Genomic DNA, 24,851 nt, shown 5'->3' with positions numbered 1-24,851 from the left:
GAGTAACTGATGATGATTGCCTTAGAAGAAGCCGTAATGGAAATCATCGTCAATGCTGGTCAGTCGCGCAGCCTGTGCTTTGAAGCACTGCATGCTGCGCGGCAGGGCAACTTTGACGAAGCGAAAAGCCTGCTGCGCGAAGCCGATGGCTACGCGCGCCAGGCGCACCATATGCAGACCAAACTTATCGAGCAGGACGCGGGCGAAGCCCGTCAGCCGATGACGTTAATTATGGTACACGCCCAGGATCACTTAATGAACTCGCTGCTGGCCCGTGAATTATCCGAAGAAATTATTCACCTGTATCAGCGTTAATTAATTAAATATCAGCACCGGAGATATCGTTACGATAATAGTATAAAGCCTCTGTATCCTAAAAAATAAAAATCAACCTTTTCTGATGATAGCGACATATTCTGTCAATCCGGAACGGGGTGGTTATTGTCTGAATAAAATTTAAATATATTGAGATAACCATGAATATGATTAAAAAACTTCCATTAACAATGGCGGTAATCGCCGCGCTTTGCCCACTTTCTGTCCTCGCCCAGGAGTTTACGCAGGAGCAAATCGACGCCATTGTAGCCAGAGCGGTGGATAAAGCCCTGGCCGATCGCCAGGCGAAAATGGATGCCGCGGTGGCGAAAAAAGCCGACGTCATCAACGAACCGCAAAGCGCCGCCCAGTCCCCGGATATGGCGATCCCGTTCGGGATTAAATTTACCGGCTATGCCCGATACGGGGCGCACTTCCAGGCCGCCGATCAGAAATACGTCGCGGTGGACGGCTCGTACAACGGCGCCTCGGCGATCGGTCGTCTGGGTAACGAAGGCAACGGCGGCGAGTTCCAGCTCTCCAAAGCCTTCAAAGGCGAAAACGGCGCCATCTGGGACGTCAACGTGATGATCGACCACTGGGGCGACGAGGTGAACCTGAAAAAGGCTTACGCCGGGGTGACCAACATTCTGGAATCCAACCCGAACGCCTATCTCTGGGCCGGGCGTGACTTCCACCAGCGTCCGCAGCAGGGCATCAACGACTACTTCTGGATGAACCACGACGGCCAGGGTGCCGGGGTGAAGAACTTCGACATCGGCGGCGTGCAGTTTGACGTGGCGACCGTGGCGGCAGTCGAATCCTGTAGCCCGGAAGTGATGGACGACGAGGCCAACCCGTCGCGCATCACCTGTACCGGCGGCTCCGGCACCGGCGACAAGGGCAACTACGCGGCCACCTCCAAAATTCACGGCATGAAGCTCGGCCCCATCGACCTGGAGCTGTACGCCAACTACGGCTTTGACTCGAAAGCCATCGAAACGGAAGAGCGCACCAACGCCTGGCAGGGCGGCGTGGTCCTGAGCCACACCAACGACAGCGGCGTGAACAAGGTGATCGCCCGCTACTCTGATAACTCCGATAACAGCGTGTTCAACAAAACCGAGGACCTGACCACGGTGTACGCCAGCTTCGAAGGGCTGCACAAGTTCACCCAGGCGACCCAGGTGGAGTACATTCTGGCCTTCCACGACTACGACAACAGCCGTGACAGCACCGACAACCGCAAGAACTACAACGCCATCGTGCGGCCGATGCACTGGTGGAACGACGTGCACTCCACCTGGCTGGAAGCGGGCTGGCAGCATGTTGATTACGACAACGGCGGGGATAACAAGGGCTGGAAGCTGACCCTGTCGCAGAACATGTCCATCGCGATGGGCCCGGAATTCCGTCCGATGCTGCGCTTCTACGTCACCGGCGGCAAGGTGGATAACGAACGCACCGCCCGCGTGAACAACACGAAAGATGAAACGCTCGACGACTTCAACGTCGGCGCGATGTGGGAAGCCTGGTTCTAAATCAACTGCGCCCGGCGGCGCTGCGCTTGCACGGGCCTACAAAGTTTTGTAGGCCGGGTAAGCGTAGCGCCACCCGGCAGGACCCGTGTTATGCTGCTGGCCTTTGAAAGCCACTATCGCAGGGGAGAGCATGGGTTCCACACGTAAAGGGATGCTGAACGTCCTGATCGCCGCCATTTTATGGGGCAGCTCAGGGGTTTGCGCGCAGTACATCATGGAGAAAAGTCAGATCCCCTCGCCTTATCTGACCATGATCCGCCTGCTGTTTGCCGGCGTGATCCTGCTGACGCTCTCATTCGTCCACGGCGACAAGATTTTTTCGGTCATCAAAAATCGCAAAGACGCCATCAGCCTGCTGATCTTCTCCCTGTTCGGGGCGCTGATCGTTCAGCTCACCTTCCTGGTGACGATTGAAAAATCCAACGCCGCCACCGCCACCGTGCTGCAATTCCTGTCGCCGACCATTATCGTGGCGTGGTTCGCGCTGGCGCGCAAAAAGCGCCCGGGCATTTTCGTGCTGGCGGCGATCATGACCTCGCTTGTCGGCACCTTTTTACTGGTCACCCACGGCGACCCGACCTCGCTGACTATCTCCCCGGCCGCGCTCTGCTGGGGCATCGCCTCCGCCTTCGCCGCGGCGTTCTATACCACCTACCCCTCCACGCTGATTGCCCGTTACGGCACGCTGCCGATCGTCGGCTGGAGTATGCTGCTGGCCGGGTTAATGCTGACGCCGTTCTATGCCGGGCGCGGCACCGCTTTCGTGGTCGACGGTAGCCTGCTGCTGGCGTTCTTCTATCTGGTGGTGATCGGCACGGCGGTGACCTTCAGCCTGTATCTGAAAGGCGCGCAGATGATTGGCGGGCCGAAGGCGAGCATTCTGAGCTGCGCCGAGCCGCTGAGCAGCGCCCTGCTGTCGGTGATTTTACTGGGCGTGGCGTTTACCCTGCCGGACTGGCTGGGCACGCTGTTGATTGTGTCGTCGGTGGTGCTGATTTCGATGGATTCGAGAAGACGGGTTCAGACGTCCGCGTAGTCTGATGCCCTCTCCCCTCAGGGAGAGGGCCAAACACTTATTGCGCTTTAACCTTCCCCGCCACCAGCAGCGCAGTCATCAGCATTAATGTGCCGGAGATGACCAGCGGTGACGTCAGTCCCAGATGGTCGAGCGCAACGCCCCCCACCGCCGCGCCGCAGGTGTTCGCCAGCTGGATCACCGCCACCTGGATCGACCCGGCTTTTTCAGCCTGATCGGCAAGCGAGCGGGTGATCCACGTCGACCAGCCTACCGGGACCAGCGCAAAGGCAAAGCCCCAGATAATCGCAATCGCCGAGGCCACCCACTTGTCGCTGCCCCACAGGATCAGCACGGCGGCGCTGACTGCCAGCACCAGCGGCGCCCCTGCCAGCGCCACTTTCAGGGAGCGTTTCAGGAACTGCGCCGACAGCGAGGTGCCGACAAAGCTGGCGATACCGAAGCTCAGCAGCACCAGCGTCAGGCCGTCGACGTCAAACCCGGCCATGGTCATAAATACCGGACGAATGTAGGTAAAGAAGGCAAACTGCCCGGCAAACGACATAAAGATGGCGATCATTCCCGCCATCACGCCGGGGCGTTTCAGCAGGCTGAACATGTTCTGCTTGTGATGTGCGGCTTCGCCCGGCAGCGACGGTAGCGCTTTCCAGACCCAGAGAATGCACAGCAGCCCCATCACCGCGGCACCGTTAAAGACGTTACGCCAGCCGATGATCCCCCCGAGGAAACTGCCCAGCGGGGCGGCGATCACCAGCGCGATGGAGACCGCGCCGAAGATGACGGAGAGCGCTTTCGGCACGGTACGCGCCGGCACCAGCCGCATAGTGAGCGAGGCCGACATCGCCCAGAATCCGCCCAGCCCCAACCCGAGGCAGGCGCGCCCCAGCAACAGCAGCATGAAGTTATCGGCAAAGGAGACCAGCAGGCAGGAGAGGGTCAGCAGGACAGAAAAAAGGATCACCACCTTGCGGCGATCGGTGGTACCAATCGCCTGGGTAATGAACAGGCTGGCAAACATGGCAACAAAGGCGGTGACGGTGACCGACTGGCCCGCCAGCCCTTCAGAAATGCCCAGATCCTGCGCCATCGGCGTCAGCAGGCTAACCGGCAAAAACTCCACGGTAATCAGGCAGGCGACGCAAAACGCCACGGAAAAAACCGCCGACCAGTTCGGGCGGGAGACCGCCCTGGCATGGGGCGAAGGGGCGGATTGGATCTGTTCTGTCATGGCATCACCTGGGGATAAAATGAGCGGGAAAGCCGCGCAGTTTAACAGTTTAAATGTGATCCATTTAACGTTTTGACAACTTTTGGCACTTTTTGCCGGGCGGCACTACGCTTGCACCGGCCTACGGGTCTTGTAGGCCCGTTAAGCGAAGCGCTACCAGGGAATATCAATGCAGGAAGAAGACCCCCTCTTCCGGCAGGAAGAGCTGGTTATAGCGCAGCTGAAAAGCGTTAAACTCGTACGGATCGGGCTCCATATCGCGCATAAAGCCGAGCGCCATGCGGATCTGGGCATCGGTGATCGGCGCGGCGAGACGCGCCTTGCGCAGCAGGCGATACCAGCTCAGCAGGTTGTTTTCACTGCTGTCGACAATGCACACCTGCCAGATCAGCAGCACCTGGGCGGCATTCTGCAGGTGCGCTTCGTCCGGGCGCTCCAGATAGCGGATAAACTCATTCCCGGCGCTTTTGCCAAACTGGTCGATCATCGATTCTACGGGAACCGGGGTAATGCCCAGACGCTCGCTGAGACGACGAATCGCGCGCCGGGGTCCCGACGTCATGACGCGAAAGCCCACCACAAATACCACGGCCAGCGTAGCCAGCATTATCCAGACCATGAACTCTCCTTAGGGTTAGCCGAGCATGATATCGGGAAATGCCGGGTATCGACAGCAGGCAACGTCGGATTAATGAACGGAGAAACAGTGGATTGGGGTCATGAAAAAAGATATCCGCCCGGGGAAGGCACCCGGGCGAATATTGGCGTGCGGTTAAAGACCAGTCAGCGCGCCTGAAGCCCTTTCAGCAGCGCCTCATGGAAACGCTGCGGATCCTGCATCTGCGGCGCGTGGCCCATGTCGTTAAACTCGACCAGGGTGGCGTGCGGAATACGCTTAGCCGTCTCCTGGCCCAGCACCGCGTAGTTGCCGAGCGTCTTGCGCACCTCCGGCGGGGCGAGATCTTTCCCGATGGCAGTGTTGTCCTTTGTGCCGATCATCAATAATACCGGCATCTTCAGCTCGCTGAATTCATAGATCACCGGCTGGGTGTAGATCATGTCGTAGAGCAGGGCCGAGTTCCAGGCCACACGCTCTTTGCCCGGCCCGTTGTTCAGCCCGGCGAGCATGGTGACCCAGCGCTCGTATTCCGGCTTCCACTCCCCGGCATAGTAGGTATTTTTCTCGTACTGCCGGATGCCGTCGGCGCTGGTTTTCAGCTCACGCTGATACCACTGGTCGACGGTAATATGCGGCACGCCGCGCGCTTTCCAGTCCTCAAGACCTATCGGATTGACCATCACCAGCTGCTCCACCTGCTGCGGCCACATCAGCGCGTAGCGGGTGGCCAGCATGCCGCCGGTCGAGTGTCCGATCACCGTCACGCGATCGACGCCGAGCGTTTTCAGCAACGCGTGGGTGTTATCCGCCAGCTGCTGGAAGCTGTACTGATAGCGTTCCGGCTTGGTGGATTTACAGAAACCGATCTGATCCGGGGCCACCACGCGGTAGCCACTGGCGGTAAGGGCGCGAATAGTGCCGTCCCAAGTGCCGGCGCAGAAATTTTTACCGTGCATCAGCACCACGGTGTGGCCGTTGGCTTTTTCCGGCTTCACGTCCAGATAAGCCATATCCAGAGACTGATTTTGCGAGGTAAAGGTGAAGTGTTTCACCGGCCAGGCGTAGTCAAAACCTTCCAGCTTCTCGCCGTAGGTGGGGGTATCGGCCGCCATCACGGGTGATGCCAGCGCCACCAGCAGGGCAAGGCAGGGCAATCGTCGGGTCAACATGCAAGCTCTCCATTAGCAAAGGGGCTAAAGCTGCGCGAAAGGCGGCAGCGAAATAACACTGTAGAGCATGGGGCGGAGCGGATGTGTAAAGCGGGGTAAAAGTATTGTCTCAGTTGCTACATTCTGGTGTGTTGAACAGGTTATTACTGGAATTATTGAAGCGGCAGAAATAGCAACTTGTCGCTCATCCTTAAGCAAATCAGAGCGTTTTCTGTCGCTGAATATAAGGTTCCGTTACAAAATCAGCCGACAAGCAGACGAGATCATGCAAAATTCAAGCATAATAGAAACGGGTATTTCTTCTGCAGAAAGTTGGTCGATTAAATGTTTAGGCAAGTCATTTTGGCAGAGCCTTTCCATATGCATAAGCGCATTGAATAATCGTCCGCACCAGGCATTGCGTGCTGCGGAATAGTCTGTTTCGACAGGCACATTCGCAAATGCGGCATAGAAACTTGCAATCTCAAAGAAATCCGCAGTAGACGGAAGCGAATGGGCAATTAACTGCTTAGTAAATTTTTCGTCATACTCAGAAAAAGTATGGAGATGGGATAATAGTCATGAGGCAGCCTCTTTACGCAATTTATAGGTAATTATCAACTAGGTTCCTACGCCCGAAAGTGGTGACGCTGATGAAGGCAGGAAGTACCGATGCGCAAAAAATCCAGCCAACCTTTCGACTGCTCAGTCAGCGCCACCATGCTTTTATTCGGATGTGCACTGCCCTGACAAAAAACGTCACTGCGCTCAATTATTCGTTCCCTACGCTCGGTTACAGCTTTTCTGCAACATGGAGAATTTATGTCCAGAAAAAGAGTTGGTAAAGATGTTTAGTTAATGCAGGCGACGTATTACCATTATTATAATGGTAACTTCCAAAATTTGATAAGCCCTACAAAAGCAGTTCAGCAGAGATTGATGCTTCAATCTCTCTAAGGATATAATAACCAAGAAAAACCAATCGAAACAATTAACTTTAAAATATAGACTTATTTATAGGGGATAGCAAAAGCTCCAGACACCTGATGAAGTTGGCTTCAAAAAACTTGACTTTCAGCGCCGCAGCAATTATTAAGAGAATTGACAATGGATGCATCATTTAATACTTTACTTTCATATTTATCGGAACTTATTGATAATAAATATGTATTTTCAGCAATTATTTTTTTCACTGTTCTAGCTTTTACTTTTTACATCAAATGGAAGGCAAAATCTGGATTCTCAATTTCCAATAAGTTGTTCATATTTCTTATAGGAAACAGTAAAAAAAACAACAACGATCTCATCGATGAGATTATAGATATTGAAAAATTCAATTTCCACTACAATACTAATGCTATATCCAAAAGACAGATTAGTAGATTTGAGTTATGGATTCGAACTTACGAGTTAGATTTCAGGCTTATATCAAAACTAAAAAACCACCTAGACATTGAAAATCTAAAAATAAAAAAAGTTAATAAGATATATTTTACCCTAGTCTTTTTAAGCATTTTTGTCCCGTTTTTTGCATTATTTCCAGCAATTGATGTTGCGCTAAAACCAGCATTTCTTATTAAATTAGAAAATACAGGATGGTTTTGGATAAACAAAAATCAAGCCACAGAGCATATGTTAACCAATAAAAAAAAGCCATGGGTAATCAACAAAACCACTTGTATTGCAAATAATTCAGCCACACCACCAAAAAGCATCATTAAATTAATGGATGAAAAAACATTCAATCTGATATGCAAATCTTTCAGCAGCAAAGAAGATCAGATTTTTATAGAAAGAAAAATCAAAGAACAGCAATTATTTTTCTATATTGTATCAATCACATTAGCTTTTTTAGTTTTTATTTTATTTAAACATTTGATGGGATTAATATCTGCATATGAATCACGAAAAATGGTTTTGTTAAAAATAAAAAACTTCAGAAGTAAGAGGAGATATAGATCCTGAAGTTAAAAATCATGGACTAAATGTCAAGTGTGAAAATTAATTATACAAACCAGAAAAGAATTTCCTAAAGCAATTAATTTAGTCTGAAAAAAATCAGCAGGGCTTGAATGAGAAATTTAAGCCCTGCAAATTCAGTCACTTTATCGCTTATGTGCAATTCTCACACTCAAGCTACTTTTAATTTCTGTGCACCTTTTTCGCGGCGAATTTTGCGCTCTTCCAGCACCGCGACCATCGCCATCAGGACGATACAGCCGATGGCTGCCGCATCCAGCGCGGCAAAGGTGCCCGCCCAGCCGGTGAGGCCGAAGATCGGCGTGCCGTCGGCGATCATCCCCAGACCCAGTTTGGCGAAGCTGTCGCCGATCAGGTAGGCGAAGGTGCCTTTAATCCCATCGGCGGCGCCGATCGCTTTTTTCGGGACGAAGCCCACTGCCGCCACGCCGATCAGTAATTGCGGACCAAACACCAGGAAGCCGAGCGCGAACAGGGACGCCAGATAAACGTACTGGTTGCTGGCATGCTGGTAGACGCCGAGCGTGGCGATAATCAGCGCCAGCGCGACGCAGGCTACCAGCGCGCGACGACCGTTGGCGAGATCGGAGAGCCAGCCCCACAGCAGGGTGCCGACCAGCGCGCCCACTTCGAACAGGGTGAAGCCCTGAATCGCCACCTCTTTGGAAAGCTTCAGCTCCTGGAAGGCATACACGGTCGACCACTGGTCGATACCGATACGCACCACATACAGGAAGATGTTCGAGAAGCAGAGCAGCCAGATCACTTTGTTTTTCAGCACGTACTCAACAAAGATCTGCCATTTGGTCATCTCGTTCTCTTCGGTCTCTTTGTCCTCTTCGCTGATCTCTTCGTCAAACAGCTCTTCGGCTTTACCCAGGCCATAGGATTCCGGGGAGTCGCTGCCGTAGCGCAGGCCGATAAAGCCGACGATCAGGGCGATAATCGACGGGAAGATAAACATGCCGATGACGTGGCCGTCGAACAGGACGTTCGCGCCGAACAGCGCCACGCCTGCCGCACCCGCCCCGCCGAGGTTGTGGGAGATGTTCCACATCCCGAGGTACGAACCGCGCTTACGGCGCGGGGTCCATTTGGTGATGGTGGAGTAGCTGCACGACCCGCCGGTACTCTGGAAGAAACCGCTCAGGGCGTAGAAGGCGATCATCATAAACAGGCTGACCGAGCCCGCGCCCATGCTGGCGCTGAAGCCGAGCATACAGATGGCGGAGAGGATCAGCATAAACGGCAGGAACTGCTTGGTGTTTTTGCCGTCGGCGTAATAGGAAACCAGGGTTTTCCCCACCCCGTAGGTGATGGAGAAGCCGAGACCAATCATCCCCAGTTGGGTCATGCTCAGCCCGTAGGTGGAGATCATATCGTTCTGGGCGATGTTAAAGTTTTTGCGGATCAGGTACATGGTCAGGTAGCCGATAAAGACCACCAGATAGGACTGCATGAAGGGTTTGAACCACATTTTGCGCCGCACATCGAGCGGCAGATCCAGGGTCGGCTTGCGCACCTGGTTTAAGAAGGCCAGCATGAATAAATCTCTCCCGAGCTGATTTTTATCGCATTGTAAAAATCAGTCGGGAGTGGCGCCTGAGACAGCGTCCAGGCGGAACCGGGAAAATTTCTTAGTTTTGCGCCACTCAGGGCGAAAAGGTGAGGCGCATCACGCTTCGCTGGCCTCGCGCGGCGCCTGGGCATGCAAAAACGGCAGTAGCAGCAGCGCGGAAATCCCCGCCGCGATGGCGATGACCGCAAAGAATCCGCTCCAGTGCCAGGTGTCGATCACCCGCGCCAGCGGCCAGCCGGAGAGCGACGCGCCAAGATAGGCAAACAGGCCGACAAAGCCCGTCGCCGCCCCTGCCGCGTCCTTGTGTGAACACTCGGCCGCCGCCATGCCGATCAGCATCTGCGGGCCAAACACGAAGAAACCGGTGGTGAAGAAGCAGGCCGCCTGCATCACGTAGCTGGCAAAGGGCATCAGCCACAGGGAGCCGACGGAGAGCAAAATCCCGGCGGCGAAGATCAGGTTCATTGGCCCGCGGTTGCCGTTGAACAGCTTGTCCGACCCCCAGCCCGCCACCAGCGCGCCGATAAATCCGCCCAGCTCAAACATCGATACCGCCGAGTTGGCGGTGACCAGATCGACGCCGAGCGTCTCGGACATATACAGATTGCCCCAGTCGTTGATCGCCGCCCGCACCACGTAGACCAGCACGTAGCAGAGCGACAGCAGCCAGATCCAGGGGTTCAGCAGCACGTACCGGGTGAGGATCTCCCGGCGGGTCAGCCCTGCTCCCTCCTGCTGCTGGGCGATCTCCAGCGCGTCGTGCCGCCAGTCGCCCACCGCAGGCAGGCCCACGGTTTGCGGCCTGTCGCGCAGCCGCCAGCAGAGGAACAGCCCGGCGACAATCGCCAGACCGCCCGCAATCATCATCCCTGCCCGCCAGCCGTAGTGCAGCGCCGCCGCGCCCACCACGATGGGGATCAGCGCCCCGCCAACGTTATGCGCGGTGTTCCAGATGGCCCACCAGCCGCCGCGCTCGGTGCGCGAATACCAGCTGGTGAGCAGGCGGGCGCAGACTGGCGAGCCCCAGCCCTGGAAAAAGGCGTTCAGCGCCCACAGCAGGGCAAAGGCCCACAGCGAGGTGGAGAAGCCGAACAGGATGTTCACCACCCCGGTGGCGATCAGCCCGACGCCCATAAAATAGCGGGCGTTAGAACGGTCGCTGACGATGCCGGAGAAGAACTTCGACAGGCCGTAGGTAATGTAAAACAGCGTCGCCAGCAGGCCGATATCGGTGCGGGTCATCACCCCGCTGGCGAGGATCTCCGGCGCGGCGGCGTTGAAGCTTTTGCGGGTGAAATAGAACAGCGCGTAGCCCAGCCAGATGGTGATTAGGATGTGGCGACGCCAGTAGCGATAGCGGGCGTCGATCTCGGCTTTGTCGCCGATCGGGGCTGCGTTGACGGGGGTTTTAAACATGCTGTGTCCTTAGCGGCAAACTGACGCTGACGCGCGTCCCGTGGGTGCAGGAGATATTCAGCGTACCGCCCAGCGCCTTCACGCGCTCGCGCATCCCCGCCAGGCCAAACCCCTGCTGGCCGGAGCCCGGCGGCAGACCGCAGCCGTCGTCTTCAATCATCAGCCGCAGCCACTCATCCTGCTGCCAGCCCTGCAACGTCACCGCGCTGGCGCTGGCGTGCTTAACGATATTGTTCAGCCCCTCCTGACAGACGCGGAACAGGGTAACGCGCTGGCCTTCGCTCAGCGCCGTTTCGTCGATATCCCAGTCGAGATGGCTGACGATGCCGCGACTCTCCAGCTCCATCTCGCGCATCAGGGAGCGTACCGCCTGCTCAAGGGACAGATCGTCCAGCTGGCGCGGGCGCAGCCGACCCAGCAGACGGCGCACCGAGTCATACACCCCCAGCGAGAGCTGCTCGATATGCGCCCCGCCCTGCTTCACCCCGGCGTTGTCCGGGGCCAGGCGCTGAACGATGCCCGCCTGGGTGCGGATGGCGGTGATGGTCTGGCCGATATCGTCGTGCAGTTCGCGGGCCACTTCGCGGCGGACGTGCTCTTCGGTCTCCAGCAGCCGCTCGGCAAGGCGGCGATTGCGCGCCAGCTCGGTTTGCAGGGACTGGTTCAGCTCGCGCAGACGCTGAATGCCCGCCCCGAGCAGCAGCCCGGTCAGGCTCTGGGCCAGCAGGGAGAGCAGCAGATCCACAGGGTGATCGTGCCAGGTCTGGCTGGCAATCAGCGCAATGGCGTTCATCAGGGTGGCGATCAGCGCCCCCTGCCAGCCGTAGTGCCAGGCGAGGGCGATAATCGGCAGAGCCAGGCAGAACGGGGTAAAGCGCGACAGCTCGGCGGGGAGGCCAAGCTGGAGCCACAGACTCACCACAAACAGCAGCACATAACCAATCAAATGCCGCGCCCGCCAGTTCACCGGCTGCGAAACCAGCGCCGGCCCGAGCGGCTGCCAGACGGTGCTGGTGAGGTAGTGCCAGATAACGAGACAGGTCGGGGCCAGCGTCAGGCCGCCGGTCAGGGTCAGCAGCAGCGCGTTGAGCATCTCCTTTCCGCCCGCCCACGGCAGGGACTGTAGCAGCGCGGCGGCAATCAGCGCCGCTCCCTGACCCAGCAGGGTGCGCCAGTCGCGCTGGTGACGATAGCGGGAGATCAGCGCCACGGGAATAAGCGTCAGCACGCTTCCGGTCATCAATAAGGGCAGATGCGCCAGCGCCACTTGCTGTGCCAGCCAGGCCAGCATCAGCCATTCAGCACCGAGCAAAACGGGCCAGTAGCCGCGCGGGCATTGCAGCATCAGCCCCAGCCGCAGGCCGAAGGGAAAGAGCAATACCGCCAGCTCCGGGCGCTCTACCAGATGCAGACTGATGCTCCACAGGCAGAACCACGCGGCAGAGAAGATGAAGAAGCTGGCGACCACCGCCACCAGCCGGGAGAAAAGGGAATTCATTACCAGCCGTCAAACATGCGGCGAGCCAGCTCGACGTCGTTGCTGACGCCCAGTTTTTCCATCAGGTTGGCGCGGTGAACGTGGACGGTTTTGGGCGACAGACCAAGCTCAACGGCGATCTCCTTCACTGCCATCCCCTGGGCCAGCTTTTCCGCCACCTGGCGTTCACGTCGGGTGAGCGGATCCTGGCGTCCGGCCGCCAGCTTGATGGCAATGTCCGGCGTCAGGTAGCAGCCGCCGGTAGCGACGGTGCGCACGGCGGCAATCAGCTCGTCCGGGCTACAGCGTTTGGAGAGGAACCCGCGTGCGCCCGCGTTCAGGGCCTGTTCCACCAGCGCCGGGCTGTCGTGGACCGAGAGCATGATGGTCGACATCCCCTTCGGCAGCTGGCTCAGCAGCTCCAGCCCGGAGAGATCCGGCATCGAGATATCGCAGATACAGACCTGCACCCCGCGTCCCGGCAGACCGGCCAGCGCCTCGCGACCGGAACCAAACTCGGCCACCACCTGAAAATCGGGCTCCAGGCTCAGCAGCTGGGCAAATCCGGAACGGACGATAAGGTGATCGTCGATAAGGGCGATGGTGGTCATGGCTGGATCCTGATGCGTGAACGCGCCGGATGGCGGCGTAAACGCCTTATCTGGCCTACGGGTAAAGTCCTTGTAGGCCGGATAAGCGCAGCGCCATCCGGCAAAGCCGCTTACCTTAAGTGATTTACTCGAAGAACACCGCAATTTTGTTAAACATGGTCGGATCGGACTGGTTGCGCACCACTTTCACCACATCCTCCAGCTTGTCGATCTGCGCCATCATCTGCTCCAGCCGCTGATCGTCATTCACCAGCAGCCAGATGCGGCTGTGTTCGCTGCCCTGAATCGGCAGACAGAGAATGCCTTCCACGTTGAACGCGCGGCGGGCAAACAGCCCGCAGACGTGGGTCATGACCCCGGGATGGTTGCGGACGGTAAGCTCCAGGATGACGTTATCATTTTGTTTTTGCATGGCTTATTCCCCCACCATTTCAGTATTGGCCGCACCGGGTGGGACCATCGGATAGACTTTTTGTTGTGGATCGATACGGACGTGGATCAGCGCCGGGCCCGGGCGTGAGATCGCCGCCTGCAGCGCCGCGTGGGCATCCTCTTCGGCATTCAGATCGCAGGTATGCAGGCCAAAACCGGCGGCAATCTGCATAAAGTTAATCATCCCCGGATAGGTCGCCGCAAACACGCCCTGCTTGTAGAACAGACTCTGCTGCTGGTGAACCAGCCCCAGCGCCTCGTTGTTCATCAGGATGATTTTCACATCCAGCTGGTTTTCCGCCGCAGTCGCCATTTCCTGAATGTTCATCATCAGGCTACCGTCGCCGGAGAAGCAGATCACCTTGCGGTCCGGATTGGCGAGCGCCGCGCCTACTGCCGCAGGCAGGCCAAAGCCCATGGTCCCCAGCCCGCCGGAGGTCAGCCACTGGCGCGGACGGTTCAGCGGATAGGCCTGAGCGGTCCACATCTGATGCTGACCGACGTCGGTGGTGATGATGGCGCTGTCGTCCACGCAGGCGGCCACGGCATTAATCAGCCCGTAGTGGCTGAGCGGATCGCCTTCGGTTGGGATGGCGCCCGGGAACTCCTGCTGTAACCCGCTTACCTGCTGATGCCACGCGCTGCGCGGGGTGGCGTCGATATGCGGCAGCAGCTGCGCCAGCACCTCGTTGACGTCGCCCTGAATCGCCACGTGCGGCTGCTTGATTTTGCCCAGCTCCGCGCGGTCGATATCCACATGAATAATTTTGGCATTCGGGCAGAACTGCTCGGTTTTGCCAATCGCCCGGTCATCAAAACGTGCCCCGAGAACGATCAGCAGATCCGCCTCCTGCAGAATAAAGTTGGTGCTGCGCGCGCCGTGCATGCCGAGCATCCCCAGCGACAGCGGGTGCGCTTTTGGCAGCATGCCCAGCGCCATCAGGGTCATGGTGGTCGGCAGGCTGGCTTTTTCTGCCAGGGTGCGCACCGCGTCTGGCGCATCAATCACCCCGCCGCCCAGATAGAGCACCGGGCGCTGTGCGGCGTTAATCATTGCGGCGGCTTCACGCACGCTGTCTGCGCTGAACGCTGGCGATGGCGCGCGGGTGCCGGGCTCCGGCAGCACGTCGATCTCAATTTCAGCGGTCTGCACATCCTTAGGAATGTCTATCCACACCGGGCCCGGACGACCGGACTGGGCGATACGGAACGCATCGCTGATAACCTGCGGTAATTCGCTGATATCGCGCACTAAATAGTTGTGCTTGGTGATGGGGATAGAGATGCCGTAGGTGTCCACTTCCTGAAATGCATCGGTGCCGATCATCGAGGCCGGCACCTGGCCGGTAATGCAGACTAACGGAATAGAGTCGAGACGCGCGTCGGCGATGGCGGTGACCAGGTTGGTGGCGCCCGGCCCGCTACAGGCCATACAGACCGCCGGTTTGCCCTGGGTTCGCGCCATGCCCTGCGCGATAAAGCCTGCACCCTGCTCGTGACGCGCCAGCACGTGGCGAATCTGCGTGCTCTGGCTTAAGGCGTCATACAGCGGGAGTACCGTCCCACCAGGAATACCCGCAACCGTGGTAATGCCCTGACGTTCCAACAAATGAACGATTAACTGCGCGCCAGTGAAACGCGTCTTGTGTGATGTTGTGCCCGAACTTGCCATGCTCCAGTCCTTCTTATGGGCCGACTTTCCGGGGGGCTTTAAACAAAAACCCCGCCGGTTTGCGCCGGCGGGGTTTGGAATCGTGTGTTGATCCAGTCCCTACGGCGCATTGCCGACGACCACCACCACACGCACGACGACCACTGCGGCTGGGTGCGCAGTTTTTAGTAGGGTCGCGGTGTTCATGGATGCAGTCATGGGAGACCTGTCTCTGGAATCATTGAGTGGATTTATACAAGCACAGGTTGTCAGGCGTGACAACGGAATTATTTTCATCTGCCTGAAAATGCGTCAGTGATCACGTTTCGCTTGTCGGGTGATGAAAACAAAAAACCCCGCCGAAGCGAGGTTATTTTTACAGCGTTTGCGGCTGGTGACCGCAGTGCACACTGTGTTACGTCAACGCACGAAGTATACGCGATCGCACGGGAACGCGCAATTTACGGCACGGATTTTGACGCATTTGAGTATGGCTCCCGCTTCACGTTTTGTCCATAAATTGTCGCGGTAGGGATACCCGTTACCGGATACCCCCCGCACAGATCCCGGCGTGCGCGATTTACGCACCGGGCTCCTGCCTCGGGTGTCTGGCGGTGAACCGCTCCACAGGCCATGGATGAAGAACCCGAACCCTTGGTAGCCATGCGGCTGCCAGTTTGTTTGCTTTCGTCCAGGTCGTATCATCCTTCTGGCTCCTGCGCCTGAGCGCCCGGCGCCAGAGGTTTGTTACGTGTGTCCTGAACTTCTGCATGGTGGGGAAGTTGCCCGGTACCGAGTGATAGTTCAGGTATCCCTGAACCACTCTCCTGAGCCATTTTCCCTGTTCGGGGATTGAGTAATGCCAGCGCCTTCGCAGACCGTCTTTGATGGCTTTCAGAGTTGCCGTCATCCGATCCCGGCGGGTCTTTCGTATCAGCATGAACCTGCCGTTGCGATCTTTCCCGCTGATGTGCGTGAACCCGAGGAAGTTGAACGTTTCTGGTTTGCCTTTTCCCCTGATGGCACGGTTTTCGGCAGCGAAGCGGCCGAACTCCATCAGACGGGTTTTCTCCGGGTGAACCGTGAGTCCGAACTCCCTCAGTCTGCGCTGCATGGCTATACGGAAGCGCCGGGCATCGTATCGTTTGTCGAACCCGATGACGATGTCATCGGCGTATCTGACCATTACCACATTGCCTGTGGCATAGCGACGTCGCCACTGATGCGCCCACAGATCGAAGACGTAGTGGAGGTATATGTTTGCCAGCAGCGGTGAGATGACCGCACCCTGTGGGGTGCCTTCCTCCGTTGCTCGCCATTGACCCTCCTCCGACGTCCCGGCTGTGAGCCACTTACGTATGAGCCTGATTACCCTCCGGTCGCCGATCCGATGCTCTGTGAACCTGATCAGCCATTCGTGGCTCACCCTGTCAAAGAACTGACTGATGTCGGCATCCAGTACCCAGTTTACGTTAGTGCGTACCAGCCCTGTGGCCAGTGCGTCCAGTGCATCGTGCTGGCTTCGCCCGGGTCTGAACCCGTATGAGAACCCCATAAAGTCGTTTTCATAGACTGCGTTCAGGATTTTCACCAGCGCATACTGGACGATCTTGTCCTCCAGCGAGGCGATGCCGAGCGGGCGTTGTTTTCCATCCGCTTTTGGGATGTAGTGACGCCTGCCGGGCTGCGCCCTGTAGCTGCCCTGATGTAGCCTCCGGTGCAGATCTGTTATGTTGTTCTTCATGTTTCCGGCGTAGTCCATCCACCTGATGCCATCCACTCCGGCGGCCGCTTTCCTGCTCAGGGAGAGGAATGCGGCTTCCAGTGCTTCGACTGTCAGCAGGTGGAACAATGCTGTAAACCGTTCTTTCTTCCGCTGCTTCGCAGCTTCCCGCACGCGTGACAGCCTCTGTGACATGCTTTCCCGGCTCTGTGTCCGGCGCATGTGTGGCTGTTCCGCGTTCCCCTTGGCCCCGCTCCTTCGCTCCACTGACTCCGCTCCTTTCGGGTTGTTCGCCTGCTTCGCCGCTACTATGAGCGAGTCCGACTTCTCCTCTCCGTACATCACCGGCTATGACTCCTCGTCTTCCCGGTGCGGGCCATCTCCGACACTGGCAGATGGTCAGAGGGGAGATCTCCCGGTTCCCGCGTAGAGATCGTATTGACATGCCAGGGTCTCAGACCCCGCCGGGTCCATGTGGCACTCGCAGTATCGCACCCTATGATGTTGCCTTCCGTTAACAGTACAACGTCGGCACCCGGTAATTTAATATACATTTCGTGGCTCAATGGCTGGCCTGTCAACACCCCTGTCAACGCTTCGCCCCATACCTCGCGGTATGCAACGCATGACTCGGGGACCTTGTGGATTGCTGGTCCTTCAATGGTCGGGGACTTTCACCCCTTGATCTCTACCGGTCTCCCGGCGCACACTGTTCATATATACAGTATTTATCTATACTGGGTGTGTTCACAGGGTGCGAGGGGAGCCGCTCGTAGTACACCGGCGCAACGAAGTCCTGGCTGAAACGGGTGGTGCCGTCAGCGCCTCCACTCCCCAACTGAGCACACTGTGTTACGTCAACAAAGGTGCTGGCCACAGGCGGCGGAAAGGTACGCCAGCATCGTGCTCCTTAACCAGAGGAGACGCGTATGAGCGTAGTGGATATGGTTGTACTTATCCTCAAACTCATTGTTGCAGCACTGCAACTGCTTGATGCTGTCCTGAAATACGTTAAGTGATTCAGGTTCAAGCCGCACCAGAGAGGGGCGGGAAACCGCCCCTCTTTAATAACGAGGGAATGCTATGTTGCGTTTATTAATTGAGCCTGTCACGCCGGACGAGCCGGGCTATATCGCGCTGAAAGCCGAGAGCACCGCGCTCAATTTCAATATGTTGCGCAGGCTGGAAGAGAACTGGGAGCGGGGTGAAAATCGCTTTAACGCCCCGGGTGAAAAGCTGCTGGGTGCGTTTCTGAACGGCAAACTGGTGGGGATTTGCGGGCTAAACCGCGATCCGTTCAGTCAGCAGCCGCGGGCCGGTCGCATTCGTCATCTCTATATCAGCGAAAGCTGTCGTGGTCTGGGTATCGGCAGGCAACTGCTCGCCGTGGTGATGGCCGATGCCAGCATCTGGTTCGATTTTCTCAATACCCATGCGCCCCACACCGCCTGGCCATTCTATCAGCGGGCTGGCTTTACGCTGGTCGCGGATGAACCGCGCGTCACGCACCGGTTATTCTGCGCAGTGTAACGGGCCGGCAGCGTCCGGCCCGATCCTATGGCAACTTTAGTTGCCGTTCTTGTTTATTAATCCTGCCTTTTTGCCGTTTTCCATTCATCACCGCAATGCTCAATTTGTCATTTTCCTGTGGTAGATTCCTCGCGCATTTATGGGAATGCGTAGTCACTTATTCTTTATTTATCACTTTTGGCAAAAGTATTCAGCGACATGAAAAGACAGCGGAACGTTAATTTACTCTTGATGTTGGTATTGCTGGTCGCCGTCGGTCAGATGGCGCAAACCATCTATATCCCGGCCATTGCGGATATGGCGAAGGAACTCAACGTCCGTGAAGGCGCGGTGCAGAGCGTGATGGGCGCTTACCTGCTGACCTACGGCGTCTCGCAGCTGTTCTACGGCCCGCTCTCGGATCGCGTTGGTCGCCGTCCGGTGATCCTGGTCGGGATGACGATTTTTATGATCGCCACGGTGATTGCCATGACCACCCACAGCCTGAGCGTGCTGATTGCCGCCAGCGCGTTGCAGGGCGTCGGCACCGGCGTCGGCGGGGTGATGGCGCGTACCCTGCCGCGCGATATGTATCAGGGCACCCAGCTGCGGCATGCCAACAGCCTGCTGAATATGGGCATTCTGGTCAGCCCGCTGCTCGCCCCGCTCATTGGCGGCCTGCTGGACACCATGTGGTCCTGGCGCGCCTGCTACGGCTTCCTGCTGGTGCTGTGCGTCATCGTTACCTTCAGCATGGCGCGCTGGATGCCGGAAACCCGGCCCACTGAAGCGCCGCGCACCAAACTACTCACCAGCTACAAAATCCTCTTCGGCAACGGGGCCTTTAACTGCTACGTGCTGATGCTGGTGGGCGGCCTGGCGGGCATCGCAGTGTTCGAAGCCAGCTCGGGCGTGCTGTTGGGTGCCGGGCTGGGTCTCAGCAGCATGGTGGTGAGTATTCTGTTTATTCTGCCGATCCCGGCGGCGTTTTTCGGCGCCTGGTTTGCCGGACGGGCCAATAAACGCTTCACCACCCTGATGTGGCAATCGGTGGTGAGCTGCCTGGTGGCGGGGCTGATGATGTGGATCCCGGGGCTGTTCGGAGTGATGAACGTCTGGACCCTGCTGATCCCGGCCGCGCTGTTCTTCTTTGGCGCGGGAATGCTGTTCCCGCTGGCGACCAGCGGCGCGATGGAGCCCTTCCCGTTCCTGGCGGGCACCGCCGGGGCGCTGGTGGGAGGCCTGCAGAATATCGGCTCCGGCGCGCTGGCCTGGCTCTCGGCGATGATGCCGCAAAACGGACAGGCGAGCCTCGGGCTGCTGATGACGCTTATGGGCCTGCTGATTGTGCTCTGCTGGCTACCGCTGGCCTCCCGCGCCTCGCATCACGAGCAGGCGGTGTAAGCGGATCTTGCCCTCAGGCTGGTTTCCTGTTTTCTTAAGGGGATACGCCTGAGAGGATCCTATGACGCCAGAACATCTGAAGTTAATCGCGCAGTACCCCCTGCTCAACGATCTGATTGCCCTGCAAGAGACTACCTGGTTTAACCCGAACGCCACGACGCTGGCCGACGGGTTACCCTGGGTCGGCCTGACCCAGGCGGACGTGGACGACGCCCATGCCCGCCTGGCGCGTTTTGCCCCTTATCTGGCAAAAGCTTTTCCGGAAACCGCCGCAAACCACGGCATCATTGAATCCGATCTGGTCGCTATTCCGGCGATGCATCAGCGCTTGCAACAGGAATCAAACATCGCAATCCCCGGTACCCTGCTGCTGAAAAAAGACAGTCATCTGCCGATCTCCGGCTCGATTAAAGCCCGCGGCGGGATCTATGAAGTGCTGACCCATGCGGAAAAACTGGCCCTGGCCGCCGGGCTGCTCAGCCTCGACGACGATTACAGTATCCTGCTGGAGCCCCGCTTTAAGGACTTCTTCAGCCAGTACAGCATCGCAGTGGGGTCGACCGGCAACCTCGGGATGTCCATTGGCATCATGAGCGCCCGCATCGGCTTTAAGGTGACGGTGCACATGTCCGCCGACGCCCGCGAGTGGAAGAAGGCAAAACTGCGCAGCCACGGCGTGACGGTGGTGGAATATGAGCACGATTACGGCGTGGCTGTGGAGCAAGGGCGCAAGGCGGCGGAAAACGATCCGAACTGCTTCTTTATCGACGATGAAAACTCCCGCACCCTGTTCTTAGGCTATGCCGTGGCAGGCGAGCGTCTGAAAGCGCAGTTTGCCGAACAGGGCCGGGTGGTGGATGCGGATCATCCCCTGTTTGTCTATCTGCCGTGCGGCGTGGGCGGGGGCCCTGGCGGAGTGGCGTTCGGGCTGAAGCTGGCCTTTGGCGATCATGTTCACTGTATCTTTGCCGAACCGACCCACTCCCCGTGCATGCTGCTGGGGGTGTATACCGGTCTGCATGATGAGATTGCGGTGCAGGATCTGGGGATCGATAACCTCACCGCGGCGGATGGTCTGGCGGTAGGCCGTGCCTCCGGCTTTGTTGGCCGCGCCATGGAGCGCCTGCTCGACGGGTTCTACACCCTCTCCGATCAGAGTATGTACGACATGCTGAGCTGGCTGGCGCAGGAGGAGAACATCCGCCTTGAGCCGTCGGCGCTGGCGGGGATGGCCGGGCCGGTGCGCCTCGCCGCCTCCGGTCGTTATTCGCTGGAGAACGCCACCCACCTGGTGTGGGCAACCGGCGGCGGGATGGTGCCGGACGAGGAGATGGCGAAGTACCTGGCGAAAGGGCGTTAACTTGCCCGATGGCTCTGCTGGAGCAGGGCCATCAGCTCTATGGGCGAACGGTGATGGCGGATTAAATCGCGCATCACCCGCATATGCGGGGCGGAGTGGCGGAAGAACGCCTGATACCCCGCGCAGAGCGCGCTTTTGCCATCCACCCGGTGTTTAGGGCAATCGCCGTTACACAGGTGACGCATCGGGCAGGCCCGACACTCGGCGGATAGGTCTGTTTGCTTGCGCAGCCCAAAGGCGATGGCCGCCTCGCTCTGATTAAGCTCTGCCAGAGGCGTCTGATGGATGTTGCCCAGCCGGTACTGGGGCCAGACGTAGTGATCGCACTGGAAGAGATCGCCATTGGCCTCCAGCGCAAAGGCGTGGCCGCAGGTGGCGGCAAGAGAACACATCTGCGACGGATAGCCGCACCACACCCCCAGCGTTGAGTCGAAGAGCTGCACAAAGACGCGACCAATATCCTCCCGCACCCAGACGTCAAATACCGTCGACAGGAATTCTCCCCACTGCCGATCGCTGACCGATTCCGGATTATCGTGCTCCTGCAGCGGAAGAAATTGCAGAAAGGGCGTGCCCAGCGCCCGTAAATAGCGATACAGGCGCTCCGGCTGGCGGCTGTTCTGCCGGTTAATGACCGTCAGGAGGTTAAACGACACCCGATGGGCGCGCAGCTTCTCTATCGCCGCCAATACCTTGTGATGAGTAGGATTGCCGTTGCGGCTGACGCGATATGCATCATGCAGCGCCGCCGGGCCATCCAGCGAGATACCCACCAGCCAGCCCTGCTCGCGAAAGAACCGACACCAGGCGTCGTTGAGCAGGATCCCGTTGGTCTGAAAGGCGTTGGTGATGCGCTTTCCTCCGCCATAGCGGTGCTGCAACGCCGCGACGCGGCGGAAGAAATCCAGCCCGCAAAGCGTCGGCTCTCCACCCTGCCAGGCAAACTGCACCTCCGGCCCGGGCTGGGCGGCGATATGCTGTTGGATGAAGGTTTCCAGCGTGGCGTCGTCCATGATCGGCTGCTGGGGCTTATCGATATAAAAACAGTAGCGGCAATCGAGATTGCAACGTGAACTGGCCGGCTTGGCCATGACCTGACATCCTGTCATGCAAAATCCCTGATAAAAATGATGAGATGGTGAACGTGACTAGCAGCAAACAGTAATGCGAGGGATAACACTGCGAGGGCGATCATAAATTTAATACGCACCGGTCGGGATGCTGAAAAGTCGTACAGCGAAACGTCCATCCGCGCGCGATTGCGGGTGTAGTGCCAGAGGATCAGCGCCACCATCGCCAGCACGCCCAGCGCCACCCAGAACAGCGGGCCCGCCTGCTGCCAGTTGTGCCTGACCGCCAGCACCATCAACGCGCCATAACCAAACAGCGTGCGCAGCCAGGCGAGCGAGGTGCGCTCCGGTTGCAGCCCCGGGTCGGCCAGACGGCGCGCTTTGCGGCTATCCGCCATACAGCACCAGCCCCATCACAATCACCGCCACTATCATCAGGATCAGGCTGACCAGCAGCAGACTGTGGGTGTAGGGCAGATCTTCTTTCAGACGCATCGCCTTTTCATTCCGCAGCCAGCGCAGGTAGCCGTAGATCGCCAGCCCCCCGGAAAAGAGGCACAGCAGCAGCGCCAGCAGCTGGCGGATCACCGGCGTGGCAAAATCGGGCGCCAGCTGGTCGAGACCAACACCGGCCGCCAGAAAGCCCAGCGCGGTGCGGATCCACGCCAGAAAGGTACGCTCGTTTGCCAGCGAGAAGCGATAATCCGGCGCTTCGCCGAGGCGGGAAATTTTCATGACGTCTCCTGTCTGACTGCCCGTTGTACAAAACTGCGGCAATAGTAACGTATCCGGGGACCGCCTCTCTACCCTGAACAACGGGCATATATACAAGCTTTGTATTTATTGTTCAGTTAAATAATCTCAAATTATATGCTGCCTATTTTTGCAAATAGAATCACAAAAAATCAAACTTAATCTTTAAATGACAATATTTGATTATTAAAGTGATTTCGCTTTCAAAATATCTTACCAAATAAACTATTAGTCGTTCCGTTATTAAATTACAAGCAACACTCAGCTGGATTTTATTCATCCGGAAGCGAATATCACGGAGGTTGACTGCATTATGTTTTCTGACTTTATTTCAGTAATACAATCCTTTCTAACCGAACCCGCTATTTTAATTGGATTGCTGGTGGGCCTGGGTTATGCCCTTGATAAGAAATCGCCGATTAAAATTATTACCGGTATGGTTAGCGCCATGGTGGGATTAATGATGGTGCTCTTTGGCGGGTTTCAGTTTTCAGCCACCTTTAAACCCGTTGCCGATGCGGTCAGTAAATCTTATGGGATCCATGGTTATTTAATGGATTCCTATGCCATGAAAGCGGCAACCCAGATTGCGCTTGGGGATAATTTCGGTTTTGTGGGCTATGTGTTTGTGCTGGCCTTTTTTACCAATCTGCTGCTGGTTTTATTTGGCCGCTACACAAAGGTAAAAGGCATTTTTCTGACCGGCAATACCGGGGTGTCTCACTCCCAGGCAGTGCTGTGGCTGATCGTCTTCTGGCTGGGCTTTGGCTGGGTGCAGTCAATTATTATCGCCGGAATTTTAACCGGGGTATTCTGGGCGTTCGCCACGACCCTGATTGCCAAACCGGTCGCTAAAATCACCAATAATGCGGGCTTTACCATTGCTCATAACCAGATGCTGGGGATCTGGTTCTTCTCGAAATTTGCCCACCTGTTTGGCGACGCTGAGAAGCAGGATGCTGAAAACATGAAGCTACCCGGCTGGCTGGCGATTTTTAACCATAACGTCACCTCCATCGCCATAGTGATGACCCTGTTCGTTGGCGGGTTCTTACTGACCACCGGCATCGATAACGTTCAGGCCATGGCAAAAGGTAAGCCCTGGTATATTTACATTATTAATCTCGGCCTGCAGTTCTCTATGTATATGGTGATCCTGTTGCAGGGCGTGCGCATGATGGTCGGGGAAATTAACGCCTCGTTTAAAGGCTGGCAGGATCGTTTAATTCCGGACGCTATTCCCGCCGTCGATGTCGCAGCATTATTACCCTTCTCCCCGAATGCCGCCACCCTCGGATTTATTTTCTGTACCTTCGGCACTATTTTCTCGATGGGCATTCTGCTTATTACCCATAGCCCTATTATGGTGCTTCCCGGTTTTGTACCATTATTTTTCTCCGGCGGCCCAATTGGAGTATTAGCTAACCGGCTGGGTGGTTATCGCGCCGTGATTATTTGTACTTTCCTGCTGGGGATTATTCAAACCTTCGGCACCGTATGGGCCATTCCCTTAACCGGACTCGCCGCCGAAGGGGTGGGCTGGACCGGTATTTTCGACTGGGCGACGTTATGGCCAGCGATTTGCGAAGTACTTAAGTTTATTGCCTCAACGTTCCATCTCGGGCCTTACGCGGGCTAAATCATCTCATTGTGAAAAGGATATCGTTATGAAAGACAAAATTAATATTCTGTTTGTATGCGGCTACGGTGTCGGCAGTAGCGTGATGTTGCAGACGGTGGTGAAAAAGGCGTTAGCCAAATATGACATTCATTTCGACATGGAGCATACCGCCGCGGGCGAGGTCGGAGGATTTACCGACTGGGCCGATATCTTCGCCATTTCGAAAAAACTGATTGATGTGGTGAGCCTCGATCCGCGCCATGGGCAGTATCTGATCCCCATCGAAAATATTATGGACGGAGAGACCATCGGGAAGCAGATCTATGCCGTGGTGGAAGAACATTTCCCGCATCTGGTTCAGGCCCGTTAAGGAGCGAC

The 24,851-nt window shown here is 57.0% G+C and carries 24 protein-coding genes; 10 read left to right on the top strand and 14 right to left on the bottom strand.

From position 1 onward, the window contains the following. Nucleotides 1-12 precede the first annotated feature (12 nt). The 3 genes from ES815_RS10160 (at nucleotide 13) to ES815_RS10150 (ending at nucleotide 2,892) form a co-directional block, all read left to right on the top strand. On the top strand, nucleotides 13-315 hold the full coding sequence (locus ES815_RS10160) for a PTS lactose/cellobiose transporter subunit IIA (RefSeq protein ID WP_072250852.1): 303 nt from the start codon (nucleotides 13-15) through the stop codon (nucleotides 313-315). Nucleotides 316-476: 161 nt separating this feature from the next. Then, nucleotides 477-1,856, top strand: a complete 1,380-nt coding sequence (locus tag ES815_RS10155; protein WP_142487691.1) for a carbohydrate porin — start codon at nucleotides 477-479, stop codon at nucleotides 1,854-1,856. A gap of 130 nt (nucleotides 1,857-1,986) precedes the next feature. Further along, nucleotides 1,987-2,892, top strand: coding sequence for a DMT family transporter (locus ES815_RS10150; protein WP_142487690.1), 906 nt, complete (start codon nucleotides 1,987-1,989; stop codon nucleotides 2,890-2,892). Nucleotides 2,893-2,929: 37 nt separating this feature from the next. On the opposite strand, the gene nepI is transcribed toward ES815_RS10150, so the two are convergent. From nepI to ES815_RS10135, 3 genes are all read right to left on the bottom strand, one after another. Further along, nucleotides 2,930-4,120, bottom strand: a complete 1,191-nt coding sequence (nepI, locus tag ES815_RS10145) for a purine ribonucleoside efflux pump NepI (protein ID WP_142487689.1) — start codon at nucleotides 4,118-4,120, stop codon at nucleotides 2,930-2,932. Between the two features lie 166 nt (nucleotides 4,121-4,286). Next, on the bottom strand, nucleotides 4,287-4,739 hold the full coding sequence (locus ES815_RS10140; RefSeq protein WP_106995594.1) for a DUF1198 domain-containing protein: 453 nt from the start codon (nucleotides 4,737-4,739) through the stop codon (nucleotides 4,287-4,289). 164 nt (nucleotides 4,740-4,903) lie between these two features. Next, nucleotides 4,904-5,908: an alpha/beta fold hydrolase gene (locus ES815_RS10135; protein ID WP_142487688.1), complete on the bottom strand. Its 1,005-nt coding sequence runs from the start codon at nucleotides 5,906-5,908 to the stop codon at nucleotides 4,904-4,906. Between the two features lie 1,086 nt (nucleotides 5,909-6,994). Between ES815_RS10135 and ES815_RS10130 the strand changes: the two genes are divergently transcribed. After that, nucleotides 6,995-7,852 carry a DUF6216 family protein gene (locus ES815_RS10130; RefSeq protein WP_142487687.1) on the top strand — a complete coding sequence of 286 codons (858 nt, stop codon included), beginning with the start codon at nucleotides 6,995-6,997 and terminating at the stop codon, nucleotides 7,850-7,852. A gap of 166 nt (nucleotides 7,853-8,018) precedes the next feature. Here the strand turns inward: ES815_RS10130 and uhpT are convergent, their stop codons facing one another. The 8 genes from uhpT to ltrA form a co-directional block, all read right to left on the bottom strand. Beyond that, nucleotides 8,019-9,410: a hexose-6-phosphate:phosphate antiporter gene (gene uhpT, locus ES815_RS10125; RefSeq protein WP_142487686.1), complete on the bottom strand. Its 1,392-nt coding sequence runs from the start codon at nucleotides 9,408-9,410 to the stop codon at nucleotides 8,019-8,021. Between the two features lie 132 nt (nucleotides 9,411-9,542). Continuing rightward, nucleotides 9,543-10,862 carry an MFS transporter gene (locus ES815_RS10120; protein ID WP_142487685.1) on the bottom strand — a complete coding sequence of 440 codons (1,320 nt, stop codon included), beginning with the start codon at nucleotides 10,860-10,862 and terminating at the stop codon, nucleotides 9,543-9,545. After that, nucleotides 10,855-12,360 (bottom strand): signal transduction histidine-protein kinase/phosphatase UhpB, encoded by a 1,506-nt coding sequence (gene uhpB, locus ES815_RS10115; protein ID WP_142487684.1) that lies wholly within the window; start codon nucleotides 12,358-12,360, stop codon nucleotides 10,855-10,857. The genes ES815_RS10120 and uhpB overlap by 8 nt, the downstream gene beginning before the upstream one ends. Further along, nucleotides 12,360-12,950: a transcriptional regulator UhpA gene (gene uhpA, locus ES815_RS10110; RefSeq protein ID WP_142487683.1), complete on the bottom strand. Its 591-nt coding sequence runs from the start codon at nucleotides 12,948-12,950 to the stop codon at nucleotides 12,360-12,362. The genes uhpB and uhpA overlap by 1 nt, the downstream gene beginning before the upstream one ends. Nucleotides 12,951-13,074: 124 nt before the next feature. Beyond that, nucleotides 13,075-13,362, bottom strand: a complete 288-nt coding sequence (ilvN, locus tag ES815_RS10105) for an acetolactate synthase small subunit (RefSeq protein ID WP_039032259.1) — start codon at nucleotides 13,360-13,362, stop codon at nucleotides 13,075-13,077. Between the two features lie 3 nt (nucleotides 13,363-13,365). Then, nucleotides 13,366-15,054, bottom strand: a complete 1,689-nt coding sequence (gene ilvB / locus ES815_RS10100) for an acetolactate synthase large subunit (protein WP_142487682.1) — start codon at nucleotides 15,052-15,054, stop codon at nucleotides 13,366-13,368. Between the two features lie 99 nt (nucleotides 15,055-15,153). Then, nucleotides 15,154-15,252: an ilvB operon leader peptide IvbL gene (ivbL, locus tag ES815_RS10095; protein ID WP_103824263.1), complete on the bottom strand. Its 99-nt coding sequence runs from the start codon at nucleotides 15,250-15,252 to the stop codon at nucleotides 15,154-15,156. Between the two features lie 361 nt (nucleotides 15,253-15,613). Then, nucleotides 15,614-17,101: a group II intron reverse transcriptase/maturase gene (gene ltrA, locus ES815_RS10090; protein WP_004178082.1), complete on the bottom strand. Its 1,488-nt coding sequence runs from the start codon at nucleotides 17,099-17,101 to the stop codon at nucleotides 15,614-15,616. 584 nt (nucleotides 17,102-17,685) lie between these two features. Between ltrA and tisB the strand changes: the two genes are divergently transcribed. The 4 genes from tisB to dsdA all read left to right on the top strand — a co-directional run bounded on the left by tisB (nucleotide 17,686) and on the right by dsdA (nucleotide 21,029). Then, nucleotides 17,686-17,775 carry a type I toxin-antitoxin system toxin TisB gene (tisB, locus tag ES815_RS10080; protein ID WP_039032257.1) on the top strand — a complete coding sequence of 30 codons (90 nt, stop codon included), beginning with the start codon at nucleotides 17,686-17,688 and terminating at the stop codon, nucleotides 17,773-17,775. 64 nt (nucleotides 17,776-17,839) lie between these two features. Beyond that, nucleotides 17,840-18,286, top strand: coding sequence for a GNAT family N-acetyltransferase (locus ES815_RS10075; protein WP_142487681.1), 447 nt, complete (start codon nucleotides 17,840-17,842; stop codon nucleotides 18,284-18,286). 198 nt (nucleotides 18,287-18,484) lie between these two features. Then, nucleotides 18,485-19,669, top strand: a complete 1,185-nt coding sequence (gene emrD / locus ES815_RS10070) for a multidrug efflux MFS transporter EmrD (RefSeq protein WP_142487680.1) — start codon at nucleotides 18,485-18,487, stop codon at nucleotides 19,667-19,669. A gap of 61 nt (nucleotides 19,670-19,730) precedes the next feature. Next, on the top strand, nucleotides 19,731-21,029 hold the full coding sequence (dsdA, locus tag ES815_RS10065) for a D-serine ammonia-lyase (RefSeq protein ID WP_142487679.1): 1,299 nt from the start codon (nucleotides 19,731-19,733) through the stop codon (nucleotides 21,027-21,029). On the opposite strand, the gene ES815_RS10060 is transcribed toward dsdA, so the two are convergent. Genes ES815_RS10060 through ES815_RS10050 form a run of 3 tightly spaced genes read right to left on the bottom strand, consistent with a single transcriptional unit; the run spans nucleotide 21,026 to nucleotide 22,834 of the window. After that, nucleotides 21,026-22,138, bottom strand: coding sequence for an anaerobic sulfatase maturase (locus tag ES815_RS10060; RefSeq protein ID WP_185902399.1), 1,113 nt, complete (start codon nucleotides 22,136-22,138; stop codon nucleotides 21,026-21,028). The two genes, dsdA and ES815_RS10060, sit on opposite strands and share 4 nt — an antisense overlap. Continuing rightward, on the bottom strand, nucleotides 22,135-22,497 hold the full coding sequence (locus ES815_RS10055; RefSeq protein ID WP_142487677.1) for a DUF202 domain-containing protein: 363 nt from the start codon (nucleotides 22,495-22,497) through the stop codon (nucleotides 22,135-22,137). Before ES815_RS10055 ends, ES815_RS10060 begins: the two co-directional genes overlap by 4 nt. After that, entirely contained in the window at nucleotides 22,487-22,834 is a 348-nt protein-coding gene (locus tag ES815_RS10050; RefSeq protein ID WP_142487676.1) for a YidH family protein, read from the bottom strand. The genes ES815_RS10055 and ES815_RS10050 overlap by 11 nt, the downstream gene beginning before the upstream one ends. 331 nt (nucleotides 22,835-23,165) lie before the next feature. Between ES815_RS10050 and ES815_RS10045 the strand changes: the two genes are divergently transcribed. Both ES815_RS10045 and ES815_RS10040 read left to right on the top strand, forming a co-directional pair. Continuing rightward, nucleotides 23,166-24,491: a PTS sugar transporter subunit IIC gene (locus ES815_RS10045; RefSeq protein WP_142487675.1), complete on the top strand. Its 1,326-nt coding sequence runs from the start codon at nucleotides 23,166-23,168 to the stop codon at nucleotides 24,489-24,491. A 28-nt stretch (nucleotides 24,492-24,519) separates the two neighbouring features. Continuing rightward, entirely contained in the window at nucleotides 24,520-24,843 is a 324-nt protein-coding gene (locus ES815_RS10040) for a PTS sugar transporter subunit IIB (RefSeq protein ID WP_142487674.1), read from the top strand. The last annotated feature ends 8 nt before the right edge of the window (nucleotides 24,844-24,851 follow it).

This window comes from Leclercia adecarboxylata, from assembly GCF_006874705.1.
GTDB lineage: Bacteria > Pseudomonadota > Gammaproteobacteria > Enterobacterales > Enterobacteriaceae > Enterobacter > Enterobacter adecarboxylatus_C.
The sequence above is the reverse complement of the archived record's forward strand: the minus strand, read 5'-3'. Positions and strand labels throughout refer to the sequence as shown.

What these genes read in the sequence shown, in the direction of transcription:
- uhpB (WP_142487684.1), bottom strand. Translation starts at nt 12,360, where the DNA reads ATGAATTCCCTTTTCTCCCGGCTGGTGGCGGTGGTCGCCAGCTTCTTC.
- dsdA (WP_142487679.1), top strand. Translation starts at nt 19,731, where the DNA reads ATGACGCCAGAACATCTGAAGTTAATCGCGCAGTACCCCCTGCTCAAC.
- uhpA (WP_142487683.1), bottom strand. Translation starts at nt 12,950, where the DNA reads ATGACCACCATCGCCCTTATCGACGATCACCTTATCGTCCGTTCCGGA.
- ivbL (WP_103824263.1), bottom strand. Translation starts at nt 15,252, where the DNA reads ATGACTGCATCCATGAACACCGCGACCCTACTAAAAACTGCGCACCCA.
- ES815_RS10075 (WP_142487681.1), top strand. Translation starts at nt 17,840, where the DNA reads ATGTTGCGTTTATTAATTGAGCCTGTCACGCCGGACGAGCCGGGCTAT.
- nepI (WP_142487689.1), bottom strand. Translation starts at nt 4,120, where the DNA reads ATGACAGAACAGATCCAATCCGCCCCTTCGCCCCATGCCAGGGCGGTC.
- ES815_RS10045 (WP_142487675.1), top strand. Translation starts at nt 23,166, where the DNA reads ATGTTTTCTGACTTTATTTCAGTAATACAATCCTTTCTAACCGAACCC.
- tisB (WP_039032257.1), top strand. Translation starts at nt 17,686, where the DNA reads ATGAGCGTAGTGGATATGGTTGTACTTATCCTCAAACTCATTGTTGCA.
- ES815_RS10040 (WP_142487674.1), top strand. Translation starts at nt 24,520, where the DNA reads ATGAAAGACAAAATTAATATTCTGTTTGTATGCGGCTACGGTGTCGGC.
- uhpT (WP_142487686.1), bottom strand. Translation starts at nt 9,410, where the DNA reads ATGCTGGCCTTCTTAAACCAGGTGCGCAAGCCGACCCTGGATCTGCCG.
- ES815_RS10150 (WP_142487690.1), top strand. Translation starts at nt 1,987, where the DNA reads ATGGGTTCCACACGTAAAGGGATGCTGAACGTCCTGATCGCCGCCATT.
- ES815_RS10060 (WP_185902399.1), bottom strand. Translation starts at nt 22,138, where the DNA reads ATGACAGGATGTCAGGTCATGGCCAAGCCGGCCAGTTCACGTTGCAAT.
- ES815_RS10050 (WP_142487676.1), bottom strand. Translation starts at nt 22,834, where the DNA reads ATGAAAATTTCCCGCCTCGGCGAAGCGCCGGATTATCGCTTCTCGCTG.
- ES815_RS10160 (WP_072250852.1), top strand. Translation starts at nt 13, where the DNA reads ATGATTGCCTTAGAAGAAGCCGTAATGGAAATCATCGTCAATGCTGGT.
- emrD (WP_142487680.1), top strand. Translation starts at nt 18,485, where the DNA reads ATGAAAAGACAGCGGAACGTTAATTTACTCTTGATGTTGGTATTGCTG.
- ES815_RS10155 (WP_142487691.1), top strand. Translation starts at nt 477, where the DNA reads ATGAATATGATTAAAAAACTTCCATTAACAATGGCGGTAATCGCCGCG.
- ilvN (WP_039032259.1), bottom strand. Translation starts at nt 13,362, where the DNA reads ATGCAAAAACAAAATGATAACGTCATCCTGGAGCTTACCGTCCGCAAC.
- ES815_RS10135 (WP_142487688.1), bottom strand. Translation starts at nt 5,908, where the DNA reads ATGTTGACCCGACGATTGCCCTGCCTTGCCCTGCTGGTGGCGCTGGCA.
- ES815_RS10130 (WP_142487687.1), top strand. Translation starts at nt 6,995, where the DNA reads ATGGATGCATCATTTAATACTTTACTTTCATATTTATCGGAACTTATT.
- ES815_RS10120 (WP_142487685.1), bottom strand. Translation starts at nt 10,862, where the DNA reads ATGTTTAAAACCCCCGTCAACGCAGCCCCGATCGGCGACAAAGCCGAG.
- ilvB (WP_142487682.1), bottom strand. Translation starts at nt 15,054, where the DNA reads ATGGCAAGTTCGGGCACAACATCACACAAGACGCGTTTCACTGGCGCG.
- ES815_RS10140 (WP_106995594.1), bottom strand. Translation starts at nt 4,739, where the DNA reads ATGGTCTGGATAATGCTGGCTACGCTGGCCGTGGTATTTGTGGTGGGC.
- ES815_RS10055 (WP_142487677.1), bottom strand. Translation starts at nt 22,497, where the DNA reads ATGGCGGATAGCCGCAAAGCGCGCCGTCTGGCCGACCCGGGGCTGCAA.